The following is a 21867-nucleotide window of genomic DNA, read 5'->3' as shown; positions in this document are numbered from 1 at the left end:
CGAACCCCTAGTTTCTAGACCTGACAGGCAAAGGTTCCCAACACCGCGCCTGCACAGGGCCTGGTACTAAGGAAAGTAGGACAGAATAGAGACATGACGAAGGCCGATGAAGTGAGTCCGAGAACGATTCGATCCAACGTGAGTGTGCATGGCCTCCTGCTGGACCCTGAGAACCCACGGCTTGCCTCACCAGAATACGACCAGACCAAGATCGTAAAGATCCTGTACTTTCAAGAGTCGTTGGAGGAACTTGCACTGTCTTTTCAGCGCAACGGGTACTTTGAAGAAGAACCCCTAGTTACGATCGACGGTTCAGACGATACATTGATCGTAGTTGAGGGGAACAGGCGGCTTGCTACCCTGAAACTTCTATTGTCCCCGGAATTATTGCTTGAAATAGGCGGAGATTCATCAAATTGGCCAGAATTAACTGAAGAGCAGCGCCTTAGGCTCGAGGTTGTTCCTACAGTTAAGTACAGAAACCGTGAATCGGTAGCGCCTTATCTTGGATTTCGTCACATTACTGGCGCTAGGACCTGGAAGCCTCTCCAGAAAGCAAGATTCGTCGCCAAGCTCGTGGAGGATGGGCGCACGGTTGATGAAGTCCAGGAACTCATTGGCGATCCGACGGCGACAGCGGCAAAGAGAATGTACCAAAGTTACGTACTATATCGACAGGTAGAAACCGATCTGCCGCAGATAGAAATACAGACGCTTGCAGAGAACTTTTCCCTAATTGAAACGATGCTGGGAAACACCAGCATAAAGAAGCACCTTGGAATATCACTGGCCCTCCCGACGGCTAGTGTTTCCAATCTTGTCGAACCCGATAACTTGGCCAATTTGGAAGAAATGCTTGTTTGGATCTACGGGGATGGGTATGAAACACCTCCTGTCATAGGTGAATCCCGAGAAATCAAGAAAAAGCTTGGCGCCGTGGTCGCCAGCGAACGTGCACTCCAATGGCTAAGGAATACCGATGACCTCGAGTCTGCATATAAAATTGCCACTCCTGGGCATGAACTGCTCGCTACGAAAATTGCGAAAATAGGAAGTCAGCTATCCGAACTTCTTCCTGATATAACTTCTGCCCACCTAGATGAAACAGTGCATGAAGAAATTGCAAAGCTTGCCCGAGTTATTAACGTCCTCATCGGAGCAAGCAAGACTGGCAGCAATCTTGATTCCACACAGGTCGACAGCTAATGGAGTTCCCAGACCTCCAAGAGAGTTGGACCCAAGAACTCACGGCTGAAATTATTGCAGATTGGCTTGAATCCTGGGCAATTCTCAATAACAAGACCCTAAAAAGGGGCGATCTTTTACATCTAATTCCATGGCAAACTGATGAAACAAATTTTTCAGATAGGGATGTGAAGCTCGAATCTAATATATGGTCAACCCTAAAATCTAGACAACAACAACTACTAGCAAGTTGGCCATTTCATATTGATAGCAATAAAATGACTCGCAGAGAAGGTCGCCATAAATCTTATTGGATCATATATTTATACTTATTGTTTATCAGCAGTAAACAGGAAGTAACATCGGAAGATCGCCGCAATTTTGAATACTTGTGTATTGAATTAATCGCTGGATGGTCGGGATCAAACTCATATCGAATAGGTTTCCCTGCACTTAGAGATGAACCCGCTGGATTGCAAGATCGAATTAATATTTATGCGAAGAAATCGCATTTGATCGGCTACGAAGTGAAGTTCCCGGTCCTACCAACGGATAAAGATCTTGGTCTAGACGGTGTCTTCTGGCAATCGTTTAGGGACCGCCGTTCAGGTGGCCCCCACGCTTGGCTGCAGTGCGCGACTGGGCGCGACTGGACCACTAAGACTATGGAAGCTAACAACAGAACGATCATGAACCACATTGATCCCGCCTCCGGAGTCCTCCGACTTTTGGCTATTCCTTTTTGCGTGGTTGTACCAATCGCCAACTGGCACCGAAGACTTCAGGAAGCTGGCGTAATCTTCGATAGGACACGCATCGCGGAATTGTCAAAACACTGTGATGTATCGAGCCAGACTTACGAACTTTTAAATCTACGAATCGCCAGCTACGGAGCGATCCTCGCAACCTAGGCGACGTCTGCCGACTCTGGCAAGACCAAACCGACGTCACTAGGGGACTATAGAAATACACAACCAGCCGACTGCCCCGGGTTTCGTTGACCCTCTCTCAAGCAAAGCTGAGGCAGTCCCTAAAAGAGACTAAGAAGTGGTTCCCATTTCCCTATGTCAGGGAACGGCAGCGGCCATCCGCTGTATGGACAATCGTGTGCCGTGCAGGTCCCACCCGCGAACAATTCGACACCACTTCCTACAAGAAGTTCAGCTACCGCCGCCGGTGTCATAATGACCAGTTTCGGCCCGCTCAACCGGGTCTGTTTGAGAACTTGTTTGTCCCTGGTGAGAAGTATGTGCGCACGGATGGATTGTGCTTCAAGGATGAGATCCCGGTCAGCCCCGATCGGTAACCCAGTTTCTTGACCAACAGATGGGGAAGGCGGGGCGTTAGAAGGAGCACGTTGGCCCCAGTCACCGATTTGGAACGCCAGCGCTTCTCCAATAGCTTCCACAGCAGGGGCTTGTGAGGCCAGGAAGCGATCGGTCCGCCTTCTTGCATCGGTAAGGGATCGAGGCGTAACTACGAATCGGAGGTCTCGCACAAGCCACAAGTTCAGGATTGTTCCCAAGCCTTCAAGGTTCCGCGCGTACTCTCTCTCGAGATCAACAATTTGACCATTGTTAAGCAGCGCAACTCCGTGTTCACGCAAGTCGATAAGTATGCTTGAATCGAGCGAAATTACCAAAGGCCCGTGATAGCCCTGAGGTAGGAGACTAAGGGCATCATGGCAAAAGCCCAACCCCCCGGCTTCGGTGAGACTATGTAGCATCTCCATCAAAGTACACCCTTCTCTTGCGGTTGAACTTTTGGCAAGCTTCCATCGACAGACTGCGCATAAATGGTCAACTGCATCCGGGTAGCTTTGACATGCGACTTCTACTGAAGGGACCATATTCTGTCTCAGTATCATGCTTTTGGAACGGCCACCTAAAAGGTCGGACTCCAGTCCACTGCACGCGGGCCAGCAACGGTACTTGGATTTCTGGCCTGCCACGTACGATGCCAATCAAGGTAAAGGCCCTAAGACCCATGAGATTCGATGCATCAAAGAATCTTTATTGATGCTCAGGCCAACGCGTAAGCAGCGATGATATGAACGATCCTTGTCCTGCTATAGCTTACGCGCAGCGACTCCCCATGTCTGGGCAAACACCTTGCCATTCAGGCCCCAATCCGTCAGTTGGGAGCTCACTTTTCCAACCTCCCCGTAGGCTTTGTCGGCGGCAAGCGCTGCCGCGAACTTACTGGCAGCATCGCGGAGCTTGGCGAGCTTAGCGAAGGTGATCACTTTGGCGCCGGCCCGCGCTGAGGCTTGCCTGTGCAGCACTTGGGTGTTGTGAATCATGATCGGTGTTGCGCTGCATGTATGGTCGTATTTCTCAGCGAACCAGTCCATGGAATGAGAGAGCTGTTCTGCATCGTGCCGCCAAATCGCATCCGTGGTGCTGCCGCTCTTGCATTCGATGACCAAAAAGGCCAACTTACCTAAAGACCACAGCACGTCCGGGCCTTCCCCTGTGTCACGTTCGGGCCGCTGCGCAGCGAAGCCAAGGTGCAATCCGAGATCGTACATAGCCTGTTCGAACATTTGCACGCTTGCTTGGTTGGGGTCTGGTACGAGGTCGTCTAGGATCGTAGCAACACCAACTATCAGATCGTTGCCGTTTTCATAGCGTTCAGTTAAGAATGCCGCAGCTTGCCGGGCCTGGTCTGCGAGGCTATTCAACCGGTGGTATTCGACGCCATCTCGCGGGCGTAGCACCGCCTTGTTATCTGTCTGGGCAGATTTCTGCATCTGCTGGGCTGCGGCCGGATCTGATAGATGCAGATACCCAGCAGCGCGCTGCTTGAGCCAACCCTCGTGCCGTCGGTCGTCGTTGGCGGCAATTATGGCCTGGCGCATTTTCGCATGAGCATCCCTATATCGTCCCAGTTCAGCCAACCGAAAGGCTTCCCGTTCCGCCACGGCAACTTCAGAGACTGTGCTGGTGGTTGGGTAAGTGACTCCATCAAGTGCGTCACGACTAGCCGCAACCCAACCAGGATCCCGATCCAGGCACTGGCCAATCACGCTGCCAATAGCGCTGAAGGGCATTCCATAAAGCATGTCGGCGACTTGGTCGGATAGAGCGAGCTGGGCACGTGTCGCTGGGCTGAATTTAGACGATCCGCCTGCCTTGTGTAGCCGCTGGGTGAGTTTCGACCCAACCAGTAGAACGACACAATGGTCGTCGTTGGAACGCACACCTCGGCCCATACCCTGTTCGATGCGCTGGATTTGGCGCGTGATCATGGCCTCACTTTCGCTCAGGGCAAGAGCTTCAATTCGTTCGAGAGCGCTGTAGGCCTCAGGGAGTCCGTCAAGGACAAGAATTCGGCAGGCGTCGCCGGGAAGGTCGATGCCGTCATACTTGTTGATCAAGACCACTAGCCCGACGTGCCCCTCTCGGAGAGCGCGGACACCATCGTGGATGCTGCTGCTGTCGTGTTCGGCGTCGGCAAAGTCGCGCCAGAACACGGCTCTGCGTCGTGAAGGCACAATAACTACGACGTTGCGATGTAGCGCTTGTTCGACTAGAAAGGTGCGCACTTCCTCATCAGTGGTCCCAGGGTGAGTTTCCATCGGGGTAAGGATCATGCGATCGCCCAGATCGTCGGCGGTCTGCGGTGTGATTGGCGTCGAGATCGGCGCCGGGGCGGCATCGAAGTGAGTCACCAGAACGCTGTCATCGGCCAGCGTCGCGGTTAAGTAGATCCGCCTCTTGGCGGTAGCTAGGCTAGGGATTCGGTCAATTGGCGGGCAGGGTGGTTTGATCTCGATCTCGTTGTAGCTGATCGCCACATCACAAAGGTGCAGGACATCTCGAATCAGTGGCCATACAAACTTGAAGCCATTGGTGCTCTCACGGTGTGGATGTAGGGCGTTCAGTACTTGTTGCTGTCGGTCCGCCCAGGACCAATACGGAACGCGCAGGGCAACACCAGGTACGTCTTCAGCAAGATCCCGGATAGTAGACTGCGATTGGTCACGAAGCGTGTCGTCGAAAAGGTCGGAAATCTCGTTGTATGCAGCGTGTCCACGGGGGATGGTCAAAGTGAATTGGTGTTCCAACGTGGACACGCAGGCGTGAGCATCGTCGACCAAGAGCGAGCCAATTTCTATGCGTTGCCGAGTATCGCCCGCGACGCCGAAAACAGATATGCCGTTGATTACCTTGTGTATATAGGTAACAAGTATTGCCTTACCGGCTTGGAACCGGCCGGATCGCGGATCATCCGTAGTTTCAAGGCCTAGAGCCGCGGCTTCAGCACGTACCTGATCAGCGAGATATATGTCGGGTGTGATGTAGACGGCTGGGCCAGCACCATCGTTGAGGCAACTTTTGAGCATCATCAGCCCTACTACAGTTTTGCCGCCACCGGTATTCATTTTGATAAGGAGGTCAGAATCGGTGCGTCGCTCGTGCCAGCTATCCCATACCTGAGATTGAACGTCCCACGGCCGGGCATACTTTGAAGCTTTAGCTGGTAGCGCGGCAAAGATTCGCCTTGGTTCGGTGGCAGAATCCACGACTGATTGCTTGGTTAGCTTTCCAAAGTCGAGTCCAGCCATCGTTAGTCCCCCTGTGATCGTGCCTGTTCTGTCCTGGTCATCATCGTATCGGCTGTATGAGGTTCAGAGCGTCCTTGATGATCCATCAAGGTGCGGCGATATCTGGTGTTCGGGAAAGGCAAGAAGGAAGGCTGTGCGTTGCCACGGCCGTGCTTGGTGACCGCGTCAGGCGCCCGCGATGAGGTGGATGCCTGCAGGCAGATAGATGGACCCTGTCGTCCATCTATGGTTCGAAAGATCACTTGGTGATGGCTCACGGTTGTCCGGACGATTCGGGCTGAGTATCAGCTTCCGCCTGACACATGGTGTGTTTGCCGAATCGCAGCTACTTCGCGTCCGGGGAGCCACTACGCGCACAGATAATCAGGAGTCCAGCCTGCGTATGCCGCGGACTCGCTATGTGTAGGAGGCATAGTCGGCTTTTCGCCAAACTGAAATCCTATGGCCCAGGTTTCTGGCTAATTTGGCCCGCCAGACCCCTGTAGGTCTTCGTATGCAGCAAGCATCCATTCCCCATCGCCGAACCGAATCTCGAAGAGAGATTCGTTCTGGTGGTTCGTAGCCATTGAATTGATTTCAAAAAATGGCCACCCATCCCGCGCGAGACCGACGGCATCTCTGGTGCTGACGGCATGAAATGTCCCAATCGCTTGACCCGAGGCAAGAACGGAAGGATCGCTACCTCCCAGATTCATACTCTCTGTCCAACGAGGCTCCCGGCTTCAGACAACGGTGCTTCTAGACCCAAGGTCTCTCGGACGGCACTTGCAACGGCGAATGCGAGAAGTGGGGGAACCGCATTGCCTATCTGGCGAAATTTTGCTGACTGTCGACCCTGCCATGGCGTATCACGGGGGAATGATTGCAAGACTGCAGCCTCCTCCACGGTAAGTCTTCGCAAGGTGGCCGCCGGGGGAAGTTTAAGGAGCGGTTCTCGGCCCTCATGAAAAAGCCGTCTGTGATAGTCAACGATCCATGGCTCAGATATTCCTGCGAGATGTCCGTCATCGACGATTGGAGTCCTATTTCCGCCCATCGAGGCAGGCAGAGTCGGTGCTGGTCCGTCCAGGTTCATTGCGCGACCCTGGCCGTTGAAGAGCATTCCGGCATATGGTGACCTCCGGAGGATTGGGCGCTTCGCGAGTGTAATAATCGCGGTACATAGAGAGTCGTTCCCTGGCATGCCCGCAGGGGGGAGGACTCGAAGGGCATCGCGTACGCTTGGTGGGTTCAATGCAGTCAGCGCGGCTGGCAAGGCAAAGTCGGGGCCCTCTTGTGGGACTCCTACCAGAAACATCCGCTCACGGGCTTGTGGAACTCCCCAGTGCGAAGCATTAAGAACTACCAAAGTGACTTTATAGTCTTTGTTCGCAGTTTCCTTCAACGCACTGATGATATCGCCCCACCGCTTATTACGGGCTAGGGCGGCGACGTTTTCCATCACAAACGCCTTGGGCTTGATTCGTTTGACGAGGCCAAGAAAGTCGAATACATGGCGCGATCGAGGATCATTGGGGTCCATTCGACCCGCGACTGAAAACCCCTGGCAGGGCGGACCGCCGATTACCAAATCAGCCATACCTTCGTAGAGAGCGTCGGCCGCCACTCGAACGTCACCACAAACTGATTTGTGCCCAGTGAATCGAGCCGCAGCGTCTTTCCACTCAGGGTCGGCTACCTGGTCCAAACGGTTGTATGTGCTGACCGCATCAGGATCAATGTCGTTCGCGAAAACGGGAGTAAAGCCCGCTTTTGCAAACCCTAGATCCATACCGCCACACCCAGAGTACAAAGATACGAATGTTGGAGAGGCAACTTCAGTCGGGCTATGTCCATTTCGCATAGCGCCACAGTATCGGGTTCTGAGGAGCGTCGCAAACGGTAGGGTCAGTCTTGTGCCTCCGTCATTCTCGCGTGAAGTCGAATTCCATCGCGCCCTTGCGCAGTTGCTTTGTGATCTTCGAGTAGAAGCTCACGTTTCCCAGGGGGCACTTTCAGCGGAATTAGGTATTGACCAGGCGGCGGTATCTCGCGTGGAGTCAGGGCAACGACGACTGACTGTCGCGGAAACGTTCTCTTGGTTCGAGGCCCTCGGCCTTGACCTTGGCGGAATGAGCGACCGACTTCTGGCGCTTTGGGCCGAACACGGAGAACGCCCTCCAAGTTTGTGGACGGAGTCAGATGCCTGAATATAGTGGACCCAGCCTGACTGAAGCCATATCGTCGCTCCAGTTCCCTGTGGATCGAGCCAGTGAAACTGCTGTCGTTGCAGCCGTAGAGCAGCACCTCACTGCGTGCTCAATCTCACCAGGCGATGGCGCCTTGCTGATTCTCGAATCCTTGGATCAGTGGAATCAAACGGGCGTGCCCAGCTCGCTCCTTAAGAAAATCGTTCCGATCGCGCTCACTGCAGGTCTCGAAGGAGACCTCGGTAGCCTGCTACCAGCCAACTACTTCGTCATCTTCGGAAAACTCTTGGCAGGAACCGCAGACTGGAATGGTCTCCCGCATACAACCGCACGGCGCCTAATCTCAAGACTTCCACTGCTGAACCATCTTCTTGTAGAAGAAAATATGTCATGCTCACAGGTCTCGAAGCTGCTCAAAGCACTGGAAACCAGCCTGGATGTGCCGTACCAAGCAGTGGGCGTCATAGCGCGCTCGCTCGGGCATTTTCCCAGCCTTAGCTCCAACCTCGCTGGTGACGAACTGTGGAACGCGGATGCCAGCTTCGCCCTGTCATTATTCCCAGATAGCGACACCCTCGGTGCTTGCGATATTGCAGGAAAAGAAGCCGAAAAGTACCTTCCAGAAACAGACGTCGCTCATCTGTTGCGGCAGCTCAGCCAAGTACTAATCCCCACGGGTCCTATCAACTGGCCCTATCTTCAGATCCTTCACTTCTGTTGCGTTCCCCTGGAATTCTTTGATCATCCAGCTAGCTACTTATACGAATTCGCGCCACGTGGTCAAATTGCCATGCAGTTGTTCGCCCGGTATCCAGCCTCAACTGGAAACCCTGTTCTGAATAATGCAAAAGCCGTCCAGACGCTAGATCGGGCTTGGGCACGGACTCGCGGAGGAGATGACGCCCATGCGCTCGTTGCCATCTTGGAGTCATTGGAATCCCTGCCTCATGTCACGCGGAGGAGCCTGGCAAAAGTTCTCAGATCCTGGTTATACAGGGTAATAGAACTCGAAACTTCAACCCCGATTCCGTTGCCGACCGATCTAACAGCGGAGGAAATTGAGCGAGTAATTTTCTATGTCGCTGATTACGAAACGAACACCCAGGGTGTTCTGGAACAACGGATCGTCGATGGCCTCTCATTTCTGGCTTTCGCAGGCGAGGGCTGGAGGCCGCGAGGAATCGGCGACAGTGTGAACGCATCGAACCTCTCGCGCCACAAGCTGGGCGATGTCGAGTTTGCAAATGTTGACAACCGCACGGCTATCGCCCTTGAGGCTCATGGCGGACACTTGTCAATCACCTATGTGAAGGATCATCAGCGTTCGCTCGCCAGGATCGTAGATCAACGCTTGGAAGAGTCCTGGTCGGCCCTTGACGACCCCTCAGCTTGGACCATCCGCGTGATCTTTGTTGCCCATTCCCGTGCACCATCTGGTCTCCCAAAAAGCGAAGAAATCTCCAAAGTAAGGATCGAGTATGAATACTGGGACTACAAGCAACTTATCGGACACGCATCAGCTAGTACTGACCGCTTAGGAAACGACAAAGCGTTTCACTCGTTTGCCATCCAGCCCTTGGATTTGAAGACCATACGGCAGTCTGTACGCGATAGATTTTTAGCTATCGCACGGCCGCTGCCTTCCTAGAGGAATTTTCGAAGGCGATAATTTGGGTGACTTCATGCTCTCGTAACCATCGGTTACGACGTGGTTCTCCCCGTCGACGACGAAAACTCAAACACGATCTCCAACGGTAGTCAATGCGATGTTCCCTTCTAGCGATTGGACGCCTCGACCGACCCCGGGCCAGGAGAAGTTCACTACGAAGGACGCCTGCAGTGAGCCACAATCCCAAAGCGAATTGGGCAGACATCTAGTCAGGACCCCGCCGGTCTTTCGCGTTCAAAAGATAAACCCCCGGAATGACAACCGGCCCGGGGCAGCTGGCGGGCGGCCCTATCGTGCCAGTGGTACTCGAAAATTCTACTTTCATCTCAGATGGTGAAAACTACGGCTTTGCGCACTAATCCGCTCATTACAACCCCGCGTGTCGTCTTAATACTGTCTATCCAGCACGCTCTCCAGCCAAGGATTCCTCTCAACTCTGGACTCGTATCTCATTATCACCGTGGGTTCATCGACTTCCTACCACCCAGTCACAAGACTAAGGCAGACAAAAGCGTTCAAACTTTTATGCGTCTTTCATCCCGCGCCTGAACTTCGCGTATGAGTCTAGATAACTGACAAGTCACGTAGTCACACCCGGACAGTCGGGTCTGACCAGTCCCATGAACATGTATGAGCACAAACGTGGACAACCGCTGCGGCAATGTCTTTGGAACCCCATAGGTCAGGCCAAGCGGACGTCTGGGTCGATGGATCCATATGAACATATGCCAAACCACGTTGTGCCTTCTGGTACCCCATCATCGCTGGGCGGGTCCTCCACGCAACCAGGGCGCTACGCGCCGGTCCCTCCTCCAAAAATTCTTCCTCGGCGCTCCTGCGTCGCTTATTTCCTCGAAACAATTTTTGCCCCGTGCCCGGTTCCCCAAGTTGCATTCCGGCCCCTAATACCCAGCGGTGATTCCTCTTACCAGAAGGCACCAACGGAGCAGGCGGCCGCGAACAACCAGCCACCGAACACACAAGAGGAGCAAGACAATGGAACCGATCAGAATCAGCAGCCCGGCCGACGCCATCAGCTACATGGGCCACAGCCTTGGCTACTGGCCGAAGGAAAGCCTCGTCTGCCTCGCCCTGGAGGGCAAGACACTGGGCCCCACCCTCCGCGTGAACCTGCCGGGCACAACGGACCCCAGTGAGTCCTACGCCGAGCGGGTCGCCCACGCCGTCGGTTTCGACCGCGACGCCACCGCCGTCCTCATCGCTCTGTTCACCCACCAGCCATGGGGCCCAGAACACCCCAAGCCCTTCGCCGCCATGATCCAGAGACTCGAGCGACGACTCCTGGCTGCCGGGCTGCTCGTCCATGACGTGTGGATCGTCGGCCCCGAATCCTTCGCCACCTACGACGGCGCCAACCCAGCCTCGTGTGGCAAGGAGACCCCGCTGGCTGCCTTTGAATCCTGCCTCATGAACGCCGAGCTGGTCTACCAAGGCAGCAGCGTCGCACCCAGCGACTCACCAGCGATCCCAGAGTTGTTCGCCGCCGTCGACCACGACGCGGTCCGGTCAGCCATAAGTGCCATGTCCACCAACCCGGCCCACAGCCTTGACGTCGCTTACCAGTTGTGGATGGACCTCATCGACCACGATGGCGAACCCACACATGAGCAGTTGGCCGAGGTCCTGGCCGCGCTGCAGCATGTAGGGCTCAGGGACCAGATCCTGGCCGACATGCCCGGTATCAACGAACCCATGGCAGCCACACTCTTCGGCGCCACCGAAGATGCTCCGCAATGGGACCGGATCGACAGCTCCGAGAAGCTGCTGCGGCAGCTGCTGACCATCGCTACTCCGACACATGCGGCAGCCCCCTTGACGATGCTCGGACACATCTGCTGGTGGAAGGGCAGAGGCACAGCCGCTGCGAACTACTTGCACGTCGCCCTGACGTTCGACCCCGATTACCACCTGGCCAGGCTGCTGGACCAGCTGCTCGGCGCCGGCGTCGTCTCGGGCTGGGCACAACACAAGAACACCGCCTACCGGAACCACCATTAGCCATTCCACACGATTCAACACCGGAAGAATCAGAGAGCGAGGCGGGAGCCATGAACGTCACGGTCTACAGCAAGCCAGGCTGCCAGCAATGCAAGTTCACCTGTCTGTCCCTGGACCATGCCGGCATCCCCTACGACGTCGTCGACCTGACCACGAACGCGGCCGCCGTCGAGTACGTCCAAGATCTCGGTTACTCCCAAGTCCCCGTGGTTATCTGAGGGTGTTGGTTGACTGTCATGCACGTCAGGGTTCACCAGCTGATTGCCTCACGTTCGTTCGATCGTCTTCTTGCCGTCATCGGGGTTTGGTACTGATATTGCTATGGCATCTTCCGCCCTTTCTTTCATGTTAAGCCGCGCCGTGCTGCCCTCGACGGGGGACGCGGTACTGGTCATCGAATCATCCGAGGGTGACATTCACGAGGAAGCCACGCGCTGGCTGCGGTTCCTTGCCGCGGCGGGTAAGTCACCGAATACGGTCCGAGCTTACGGACTCCGTCTTGCGCCCTATCTGAGCTGGTCGGTCGCTTCCGGGAGGGACTGGCGACAGGTGCGCCTCACTGATCTCGTCGAGTGGAAAACCGCGGTGGTCGCCACCCCCTGCTCGGGAGCGAAGGGCGGGCCACGGCCCCGCAAGGCAGGAACAGTGGACGCGTGGATGACGGCGGTGGTCGAGTTCTACAAGTGGGCCGAAGCCGCCGCCGTGGTCGAGCCGGCCCTGTCCGGGTTGATCTATGAATCCCGGTATATTGCTGCCGGCGTCTATGGCGGTGAGCAGGGACGGGTCCGCCAGGTCAAAGTCCCTGAACTGCAGGCCCGCAGGAACGAGGAAACTCCGGCTCCGGAATGGATCGAATCCGCGCAAGCCCGGGCGGCGTTGCTGGATCTGGAGTTGGCTGCTCGGGACCGCTTCCTTGTTGACTTGTTGTTTTTCACAGGGCTGCGGATCGGTGAGGCACTGGCGCTCTTTCGGCAGGATCTCCATTTCCTAGGCGAAAATTCCGGCCTGGGCTGTCGGATTAGGGGCCCACATATCCATGTCCGCTCGAACGAGGTCCTCAACGGGGCTAGGGCGAAAACCGGGCCTCGCTGGGTACCGGTGCCGGACCGGGTGGTGTTTTCCTACGAGGATTACCTTCTGGAGCGCCGGGACATTCTGGGTATCGACGCCAATCCTCACGTGTTCGTCAATCTCTACCGGAGTCCCCGCGGCACTGCCATGAGCTATGCGGGCGTAGTGGATCTGTTCCAACGGATCTCGAAATCCGTCTCGACCAGGGTCCGACCTCACATGCTCCGCCACACTCGGGCCACTATGTGGTTACGAGGCATTGACACCCCACGGCTGGATCTGGACACCGTGAGGGTCCTGCTCGGCCACGCATCCTTGGAAGCTACCAGCATCTATGCTCATTCCCGTGCGGAAGATCTGCGCGCTGCGGTTGGCAATGCTTCCCTGCCCGGCACTGGCGACGAGAAGGGCCGCTGATGGCCGGACACGGCGCGGCCGCTGTCGCCCGCATTACTACGCTGCAGCCGCATATCATTCCGGACCGGCGCAGCTGGATCACATTTTTAGAAGATCAGCTTCCCTCAGACTGGCTTTCGGGGGAATGGGATGCAAATACCGGGATTCTGGCGCCACTGCCGGATACCGGCAGGTTTTCCGTCGTCACCTGTTCCAAGGCCGGGTGCCCCACCTTCCTTGACGGCCAAAGGACATGCCACAACTGCCAGCAATCGGGTGCGAATCCAAAAGATGCCGCCTCCAGAGGATCAAAAACCGGGCATGAACCGCCAATCCAGCGGGACTGTGTTCTTGCCCGGAACGGGATCCGCTGCGGCCGTAACCAGTTCAGCCAGGGCCTGTGTCGGTCTCATTACGCCCTGTTCAAGGTGAGCAAGAGCCAAGACGACGTCATGGTCTGGCTCAAGTTCACTACCTCGATGCCCAGGCCCTTCATGCCTTGCGCTGCCGCTGGGTGCCCGATCAGCGCTGATAACCCCCGGGTCGACCTGCTTCTGTGCTCAAACCACCGCTACCAGCTCGCTGCCCGACGCAGCCGCGGAGAGATCCTCGACGAGCAGAGCGCACTCCGATGGCTGTCTAACCCCGTAGATCCTCCGTTCATGCTCCGGATCGGCCGATTGAACCCGCGCATGCAGACAGAAGTCAAGTACGTCATCCAGGCACACCTCGACCTCGCCCGTGGACCCGTGCAAGTCAGGACCTACCGGGATCTGATCAACAAAGGCGCCCAGTGGAAATCCGAATCCCTCATTGCAACCATCGAGGAGGCCGTCGGATCGGTCAACGCGAACAGCCGATCCGTGTACCGCTTCATCACAGAAGTCCTTGTCAGGGAGGAACGTCGCTATAAGGGCTACGACCCTCATCATGAAGACCTGATCTACCTCAACGATCTGAACCTGCGAACGACGGCCTCGGTGAGGCGGGAAATGTTTGAGAAGCCTCCCCTTGACCTGTCTCGGATCACGCAGCCGTGGCTCCGTGAAGGCTACCGGAATTGGCTACTGACGATCTTGCCCAGACGAGGGGACGCCCTGACCGGCTACCGTATCTCGGTGCTGGCCTCGGAAGTCCTGGCTGGTCAATGCTCTGATCAGGGGCACGATCCACGCCTCCTTGGGCCCTCACATATGAGCGCTATCATCAACGCTATGAACAGGCAGTGGCCCAACTATGGAGGCGCCAAGGGGGTCTTCCGACTCTGGCGGTACATTCTGGAAACCGGGCACCGATCCAGCGTCTGGGACCACGTTCCCCGCACCTTTAGCTACAACCCCCGCCTCCACAAACCCCCAACCCATTCCCGCACCTACCGCGGGGACAATGACCAAGGCAGGGCCCTGCCTGTGGCCGCCGTTGCACATCTTCGCAACAATCTTCAAGATCTGGCCCCTTACCCCAACAGGGACATGGCCATTGCCATGTTGGCCGTGCTCATCGATACTGGTCGCCGCCCCAACGAAGTGGTCAGTCTGCACCGGGGCTGTCTGCAGCGTGACCGGCACGGCGACTGGATAATGGTCTATGACAACCACAAAGCCGGACGGTTGAATCGTAGACTGCCGATTCAACAGGAAACTGCCGACGTGATCACCACCTGGCTCAACAATGCTAAGAACGGTCCCAAGCCCGAATCTCAATGGCTGTTTCCCAGCCCGATGCCCGCCAGATCGGATAAGTTCGCCAGCTACGGGCTGCTCTATGGCGCCCTGCGCCGGCTCATCCGCGACATCCCGACATTGGAGGGGCCCATCAAAGACCTCCATGGGGTCCCGGTCGACTTTGGGTTCGGTGGCATCCGTCCCCACGATTTCCGCCATTCCTATGCCCAGCGGCATGTCGATAACGGCACCGCACCGGACGAGCTTCGGGATCTGCTCGATCACGAAGACGTCCGCACCACCATGGGCTACTACCAAGTCAACGACAGCCGCAAACGTGCCGCGGCAAACCTCCTCGCTCCTTTGACCTATGACCGGAACGGCGACAAAATAGGCCTCTCACCCGGGCGGCGGGGCCTCGCCTCCATCGCAGTGCCCTACGGCGGATGCACTGAACCATCCAACGTCAAGGCTGGCGGAAACGCCTGCCCCATCCGATTTCAGTGCTCCGGGTGCACGTTCTATCGTCCAGATCCCTCCTACCTTCCCGACATCGAACGACATCTCGTGGAACTGAAAACCAACGCAGCCCAAGCCCGCCGCCTCAGTGCCCCGCCCTATGCCATCGCGAACTTTGACGGCCAAGTAGAAGATTTCAAACAAATCGTTGACCGCATGCGCACAGACCTTGCCCTCCTGCCAGAACCCGACAGACAGGCAATAACCGAGGCGGCAACCATATTGCGAACATCCCGGCTAATAGCGCGACCAGGCCAGCACCTCCCTCTGACCGTCAAGGATCGACCATGACAAGAATGGAGGGCGCCCCGTTCGCCAACATGGTCTCTGCCCGCCAGCGGGAAGCCGACAGAAAACAGGCCGCGACTGCATCTACCATCAACAGATTTCTTTTGGACGGGACACTCATCACCATCACCGCCGTTGCAGGCGCCGCAGGCGTCAGCCGCAACTTCATCTACTCCCACGAGACCCTTCTGCACCAGCTCGAAGCCGCCCGCCAGACCCAGGCCGACGCCCACACCCCAGGACAAAGACTCCCAACGAACGGTGCACCCGGACGAACAGCACTTCAGGCGGAAATAGCCCTAGCGCATCAGACCATCAAACGGCTACGCCAAGATCTTGCCGAACTGAAGAAGCGCCACGAGCACTGCCTCGGGGAACAGATCCGCACCGCGTTTCCAACAGAAGCCCCCTCAACGACGGCCGAGAACTTAGAAATCGAACGGCTCCGCGAGAAGAACCGACTCCTCAACCAACAAGTCACCACCTTCAACCACCGCATTGACGACCTACTCGACGACCTCACCGCCGAACGCCGAGGGACGATTCCCTGGACAGCTGCCCCACGAGCTTGAGCAAGTTGCGCATCCCGTTCTTCACCGGCCCATAGGCGGAACCTTCTGCGAGACGCTGGTTCGTCGGTCGGGAGATTCAAGGAAGTGAATTGGCGACATCACCGTAGCGGGGTACCTCGCCACCGGGTTACCGTTGGCACCAACGCACGTGAGAGCCGGTCCTCGTTCGGGATTTTCAGGAGAGCAGCATGATAAGACTGAGATTGTCGATCCTTGGCCCTGCCGTCCTCCTAATAGCCGTTCTGGGCGTTCTCGCCCTAATGGTTCCAGATCTGGTGCAACCACTGATCACCGGGATGTTCATAGTCATGGTCGCCGCATTCGTAATTGTCTTTCTCCTGGAACGGTCAAGGCGGCATCGAGGTCGCTAGCTGCAGACAGGGTCGATGCCGACACTGATAATCGTTGACAGGTGCCCAGGTTCATGGTGACGATGGGGCATGCGATCAAATCGAGAGGTTCAGTTCAGGATTGGCGGCGCTGTCGTGATGGCGTTGCTGTCATTGTTCACGCTGGTCCTGTTGCTTGTCTTACCGAAGTCTGGCAGTGACACGGCAGTGGGCGTGGTCTTTGGAATAGTGTTGGCGGGGGTTGTCCTCGCTAGGGCCATCGTGCTTCTTCGGAACGACTACTTTGGCGTGAAATCGGTCAGGCGCACCTCGCGCTTCCTTTACGCCGTCGTGGGTGTCTTCATTCTTATAGCGGTAGCCATACAGTTCATCGACCCCCGAGCAGGCTATGCCTACTACCCTGCGTTCGCTGGCATATTCATGGGGAATCTCTTCAAAGAAGAATCGCAGCTTCCTGCCAGCCAAGGAACTCACCTACCGACGCAGCGATCCATGATTATGACGGCAACAGTTTTCTGCCTCGCAGCCATTGGTGCAACCATTTGGACGGTGCTGTCAATTCTGGCTGGTACCGGCACCTTAGCGGATGTTTTGATTCTTGCCTCAACACTTTTGTGGACGGGTGGACTCTTGGCCATCATGAGAATCGACGGAGTGTATTGGGCCCCGCGACGGGCTCAAAATAGGCAGCAAGTTTCCCAAGGCACCAGCACGTAGCTAAGGCCCGCAATCAACATCGATGGGTCATTAATATGCCTTCCCGTATCGGGTCTTTCAAGCCCAGGTAGTGAATGCTGCGGGCCTCGATGACGTCAAGGACAGTGCGCGTCGCGCGATCAATTGATACTTAGGGCTTTCCTCAGATAACGATAGTTATCGTGAACGACCACCACCACTGGTCAGGATTCAACCCCACCGAAATCGAGAGGCTCCGGCTCGCCATCCAATAATCACCCCAATCAGGAGATCCCGTGCCGCATGAAAACCTCATGCGGCACTCCCCTGCGCCACCACCAGCCCACCGATATTCCCCCCAGCCCACCACCCCAGTCAGATCCCACCACGAGCAATTCCCTGGCAAAAGCACCCCTAATTACCGTGCAGTTTCCGCAACCAAAAATCCCTTCACACTGTTGGCACCCAAGCGAGTTGCCGTCACGGCATGCGTGACGGTTGGTCATGGGGCAAACGGGCAAAATCGCGATGGAGGAGTATGAATGCGCAAACATGCCCCGAATGCAACACCACCTTCACACCGGCCAGTCCCCGGCAGCTCTTCTGCCGCCCGGCGTGTGCCCACCGCCAGCGGCAACGAAAGTACCGGCAGAGCCTCCATGATGAAACGCTCCGGAAGACCTGCAATGTTGACCAGTCCAAGACCAATAGTCAGAAGGAGATCGCGGCGCTCACCGCCATCTATGCGGCTTCGATCCGGAGCCTGAGGTCCACGAACAAGCGCAAGCTTGCTACCCTGACTCGGTCATTTGAGGGCAGGCTTGTAGCGGCCTACGAACAGCTCAACGAAAGCGCCCAGGCAGTATCACGGGCAGAGTCGAGGGCCGACGCGCTGGAACGCTCGATGCAACGCTTGCAGCACGAAAATGCCGGGCGACTTCTTCGCGAACGACAAACGGTCAAGGATATGCAACAACTCGCTGTTCGAGTCTTGTCCTTGCATTGGGACGCGAACACTCGACTCGATAAGACGTCGGCCGCGATCTTCGCACGCCGTGGCTGGAACACAGAAATGGGCAAGTCATGACCGTCTCCATAGCCCGCCTGTCCACCGCTGCCGGCGTCTCCTACCTGCTCAAGACAACCAGCCATGCCGACGTCGAGACCAGGGACCTGACCGGCTACTACACGAACGCCAGCAATCCCCCCGGGCAATGGCTCGGCGCAGGACTCCCCGGCATCGGGAGGGGCCTCCACTCCACCGTGACCGATGCGGCCGCGAAGGCTCTCTTTGAACGAGGCGAACACCCCTCCACGGGAGCATCTCTGGGCCACAAGCCAAACCAGGCATCCACCGTCACCGGCAGGAACGGCCAGCCTGTACGCCGCGCAACAGTGGCCGGCTTTGACCTCACGTTCAGTGTGCCAAAATCCATCTCTGTGCTGTGGGCCCTGGGAAGTGACGAGTACAAGGACAAGATCATGGCAGCCCACCATGCCGCCATGGAAGCCACCCTGGCGTGGCTGGAAACCTCCGCCATCCACACCCGTGCAGGACATGCGGGAGTCGCCCACATCGGCATCCACGGCGCCATCTCGGCCGCCTTTGACCACTGGGAATCCCGCTCCGGAGACCCCCAGCTGCACACCCACGTCGTCATCGCCAACAGGGCCCAACGCGTCACCGACGGAGCCTGGACCGCTCTCGACTCGCGCACACTGTACAAGGCCACCGTTACCGCCAGCCAACACTACAACGGGCTCCTCTTCGACCAACTCAGCCGGGATCTGGGAACCGAGGCCGAAGTCCGCTCACCCGCCAGCGCCAGCGCCATCCACAATTACAGCTTCGAACTCTCCGGTGTGGACGATGAACTCATCCACGAATTTTCCAGCAGGTCCCGGCTGATCGACATTGAAGCGGCCCGACTCATCAAGGACTGGTCCGATACCCACGGCCGCGAGCCCGGCGCCGCCGTCAAACTCAAGCTGCGGCAACAGGCCACGCTGACCACCCGCACGGCCAAGAACCACGACGTCGTCCCCCTCAACGTCCGCACCCGGCAGTGGCGCGAACGAGCGCTTACCAAGGGTTTCGATCCCGAGACCGTGTTGGCGGCAACCATCAACCATTCCCACACCCACCCACTCACGTCCGCCGACACTGACGACGCCTGGATCGACAGCACTGCAGGGCTGGTCAAGGACCTGGTCGCCAGGCGGCGGGCCACCTGGAACCGTTGGAACCTCCTTGCCGAGGCAGAACGGGTGTGTCTCGAGATCCGCTGTGCCACGGCCGCCGACCGGCTTCAACTCATGGCGGCCATCGCCACATCGGCGGAGGAGCAGTCCGTTGCGCTCAACGAGTTTCGCTACGGCATCCCCACCACCACAGCCCCGGACCTGGCGTTCAACGGCCGCAGCGTCTTTGACATGGCCAGCGCCCACCTGTTCACCGATGTCTCGACGCTCGCGAACGAGGAAGCCATTATGAATGCCCATACGCACGACGCCGGCCCACACCTCGAGCACACGACCGTCCAGGACGCTCTCCAACAATTCGTCAGCATCCGTGGCGAGTCCCTGAAGGGAGAACAATGCAGGACCGCCGAGGCAGTTCTGGCCAGCGGACGGCGACTGGACGCCGTCGTTGGTCCAGCCGGGACCGGCAAGACCACCACGATGAGCGCCGTAAAAGCCCTCTGGGAAGCCAACTTCGGTGCAGGGACCGTTGTGGGGCTGGCCCCCGCTGCGGCCTCTGCTGACGTCCTCGGCCACGAGCTCGGACTCGCCACGGACAACGTGAGCAAATGGCTCTACGAATCCACCGGACCAGGCGCTGCCATACGGGCCGGACACTACACAGAAGCCGCCGAAAGGTACCAGGCAGCCTGTCAATCCCCACGACAGGGCACTGAGACCCGAAAGGCATTGGAGCGCCTTGCGCAGCGTATGAGCGCCCTCACAGCCGCCCAATCGAAGTGGCAGTTCCGCCCCAATCAGCTGGTCATCATCGATGAAGCATCCATGGTCTCCACGTACCAGCTCGCCGCCCTCCTCGACCAGGCCACGGGCGCCGGGGCAAAGATCTTGCTGGTCGGCGACCCCGCACAACTGGACTCCATCGACGCCGGCGGCGTCCTTGGCTGGCTGGACCGGACAAGTTGCGCCGAACGGCTCAGCACGGTCTGGCGCTTCACGAATGAATGGGAACGCGCAGCATCGCTGAAACTCCGCAAGGGCGATTTCGACGTCATTGCCGATTACGACGCGCATGAGCGCATCAGCAGCGGCACATACGATGCGATGGTCGATTATGCCTACAACCGCTGGGATGCCGACATCCGCAGCGGCCAGACCTCGATCCTGATTGCCCCCGACAATGACACCGTCGCTATGCTCAACGAACGCGCCCAAGCCGACCGTGTCGGCTCCGGCACCGTCGACGCACAAGCCACCGTGGATCTCAGCGACGGGCTCCACGCCGGCTGCGGCGACACGATCTTGGCTCGGCGCAACGACCGCCGCATCCTCGATGAGAGAGGTGACTTCATCCGCAACGGCACCCTCATCGCCGTCGCATATCCGCCGAACCCGGACGGATCCATCGAAGGGATCCGCTACGACAATGGCGCAAGTATTATCCTCAGCGCCAGCTATCTTGCTGAGTCCGTAGAGCTCGGCTACGCCACCACCGCCCACCGCTCCCAGGGAATCACCGTGGATACCGGCCACACTTTGGTCAGCGAAGGCAGGCTCACCCGGGAACTCTTCTATGTCTCTATGACACGAGGGAAGGCTGGCAACCACGCCTACATAAGCGAGCCAGACCCGCGCGACCATCACGGCGTGGACCCGGCATCCCTGCCTGACTGGGGACAAATCCTCGGTGCCGTTCTCTCTGTCGAAGGTGCCGAACACACGGCCCACGAGGTCCGGGAGGAACAACGCAACCAGGCCAACTCGCTGGCCCGCTTGCTGGCCGAGCACGACTACTTGGCACAAATCGCCGCGTCCGACGACGTCACCCACCTCATCGATGCCCACTCCCCCGATCTCTTGACAGTGATGCACGAATCGCCGTCGTGGGGTGCCATGGTTGCCTCGTGGCGGCGCACCGCCGTCGCCGACCGGAACCTCGCGGAGCAAGCCTTGGTCAGCGGGCTGCAACCAACTGCTGGCGCCCGTGACCTTGCCGCCGTCGTGCATTCACGCCTCCAGGCCCTCCAGCACAAGCTTCCCGCTGCGACTACATTGGCGCCTACGCCTGGGACGGTGCCCACGGACCGGGAGGACCTCCGGGAAATGCTCAACAATATTCAGCAGCGGATCGTCGAAAGGGTGGCCGCGGTGGCCGTCCGTGCCCTCGCCAACGAAGACCCCTGGATGGGTGCACTTCGAGCACAAACCGGCTTGCAAGCCAACGATGAGGCGTGGAAATCCCTGGTGCGGGACGTCGCCGGCTTCCGCGACCGCTGGGACATTGACAACCCTGCACTGCCCCTAGGAACGCTTCCCAGCGCGACCGACTGGGACCAGTCCGACCAGCGAGCCCGGCTCGAGGGCCACGTCGCCGCAGCCAAGAGCAGCACCCCCACTGCAACGTCGTCGACGACGTCACCTGAGCCCACAGCCCAACCATATTCACGGCTGCCCGTTGTCGGTCCCTCGCTGTAAAATCGGACCATAGACGGAGGTCA

Annotated in this window: 14 protein-coding genes; 12 read left to right on the top strand and 2 right to left on the bottom strand. The window is 57.7% G+C overall.

Annotation, left to right across the window (positions count from 1 at the left end; genetic code table 11):
• The first annotated feature begins 93 nt into the window (after positions 1-93).
• Together AOC05_RS00340 and AOC05_RS19170 are read left to right on the top strand one after the other, a co-directional pair.
• Positions 94-1206 (top strand): hypothetical protein, encoded by a 1113-nt coding sequence (locus tag AOC05_RS00340; RefSeq protein WP_062004681.1) that lies wholly within the window; start codon positions 94-96, stop codon positions 1204-1206.
• The gene (locus AOC05_RS19170; protein WP_157374853.1) at positions 1206-2096 is read left to right on the top strand and encodes a hypothetical protein; all 891 of its coding nucleotides are present in this window, start codon (positions 1206-1208) and stop codon (positions 2094-2096) included. The genes AOC05_RS00340 and AOC05_RS19170 overlap by 1 nt, the downstream gene beginning before the upstream one ends.
• A 1157-nt stretch (positions 2097-3253) precedes the next feature.
• Here the strand turns inward: AOC05_RS19170 and AOC05_RS00330 are convergent.
• Entirely contained in the window at positions 3254-5713 is a 2460-nt protein-coding gene (locus AOC05_RS00330; RefSeq protein WP_197277862.1) for a helicase C-terminal domain-containing protein, read from the bottom strand.
• Between the two features lie 733 nt (positions 5714-6446).
• Positions 6447-7526, bottom strand: a complete 1080-nt coding sequence (locus AOC05_RS20635; RefSeq protein ID WP_197277861.1) for a DNA cytosine methyltransferase — start codon at positions 7524-7526, stop codon at positions 6447-6449.
• Here AOC05_RS20635 and AOC05_RS20630 point away from each other — a divergent pair.
• The 10 genes from AOC05_RS20630 (at position 7474) to mobF (ending at position 21844) form a co-directional block, all read left to right on the top strand.
• Positions 7474-7944: a helix-turn-helix domain-containing protein gene (locus tag AOC05_RS20630; RefSeq protein WP_082358085.1), complete on the top strand. Its 471-nt coding sequence runs from the start codon at positions 7474-7476 to the stop codon at positions 7942-7944. The two genes, AOC05_RS20635 and AOC05_RS20630, sit on opposite strands and share 53 nt — an antisense overlap.
• The gene (locus AOC05_RS00325) at positions 7937-9592 is read left to right on the top strand and encodes a hypothetical protein (RefSeq protein ID WP_062004673.1); all 1656 of its coding nucleotides are present in this window, start codon (positions 7937-7939) and stop codon (positions 9590-9592) included. Before AOC05_RS20630 ends, AOC05_RS00325 begins: the two co-directional genes overlap by 8 nt.
• A 1017-nt stretch (positions 9593-10609) precedes the next feature.
• Positions 10610-11632 (top strand): DUF4192 domain-containing protein, encoded by a 1023-nt coding sequence (locus AOC05_RS00320; RefSeq protein ID WP_062004671.1) that lies wholly within the window; start codon positions 10610-10612, stop codon positions 11630-11632.
• A gap of 50 nt (positions 11633-11682) precedes the next feature.
• Positions 11683-11850, top strand: coding sequence for a glutaredoxin family protein (locus tag AOC05_RS18590; RefSeq protein ID WP_082357633.1), 168 nt, complete (start codon positions 11683-11685; stop codon positions 11848-11850).
• Positions 11851-11953: 103 nt separating this feature from the next.
• Complete coding sequence (locus AOC05_RS00315) at positions 11954-13120, top strand: tyrosine-type recombinase/integrase (protein ID WP_082357632.1); 1167 nt, start codon at positions 11954-11956, stop codon at positions 13118-13120.
• Positions 13121-13791: 671 nt separating this feature from the next.
• The gene (locus AOC05_RS00310) at positions 13792-15573 is read left to right on the top strand and encodes a tyrosine-type recombinase/integrase (protein WP_062004667.1); all 1782 of its coding nucleotides are present in this window, start codon (positions 13792-13794) and stop codon (positions 15571-15573) included.
• Positions 15570-16142, top strand: coding sequence for a DUF6262 family protein (locus tag AOC05_RS00305; RefSeq protein ID WP_062004665.1), 573 nt, complete (start codon positions 15570-15572; stop codon positions 16140-16142). Before AOC05_RS00310 ends, AOC05_RS00305 begins: the two co-directional genes overlap by 4 nt.
• A gap of 440 nt (positions 16143-16582) precedes the next feature.
• Entirely contained in the window at positions 16583-17209 is a 627-nt protein-coding gene (locus AOC05_RS00295; protein WP_062004659.1) for a hypothetical protein, read from the top strand.
• 496 nt (positions 17210-17705) lie between these two features.
• Positions 17706-18254, top strand: coding sequence for a hypothetical protein (locus AOC05_RS00290; protein ID WP_062004657.1), 549 nt, complete (start codon positions 17706-17708; stop codon positions 18252-18254).
• Positions 18251-21844, top strand: a complete 3594-nt coding sequence (gene mobF, locus AOC05_RS00285) for a MobF family relaxase (protein WP_062004655.1) — start codon at positions 18251-18253, stop codon at positions 21842-21844. The genes AOC05_RS00290 and mobF overlap by 4 nt, the downstream gene beginning before the upstream one ends.
• The last annotated feature ends 23 nt before the right edge of the window (positions 21845-21867 follow it).

The organism is Arthrobacter alpinus, from assembly GCF_001294625.1.
In the GTDB taxonomy this organism is placed as follows: Bacteria; Actinomycetota; Actinomycetes; order Actinomycetales; family Micrococcaceae; genus Specibacter; species Specibacter alpinus_A.
The sequence above is the reverse complement of the archived record's forward strand: the minus strand, read 5'-3'. Positions and strand labels throughout refer to the sequence as shown.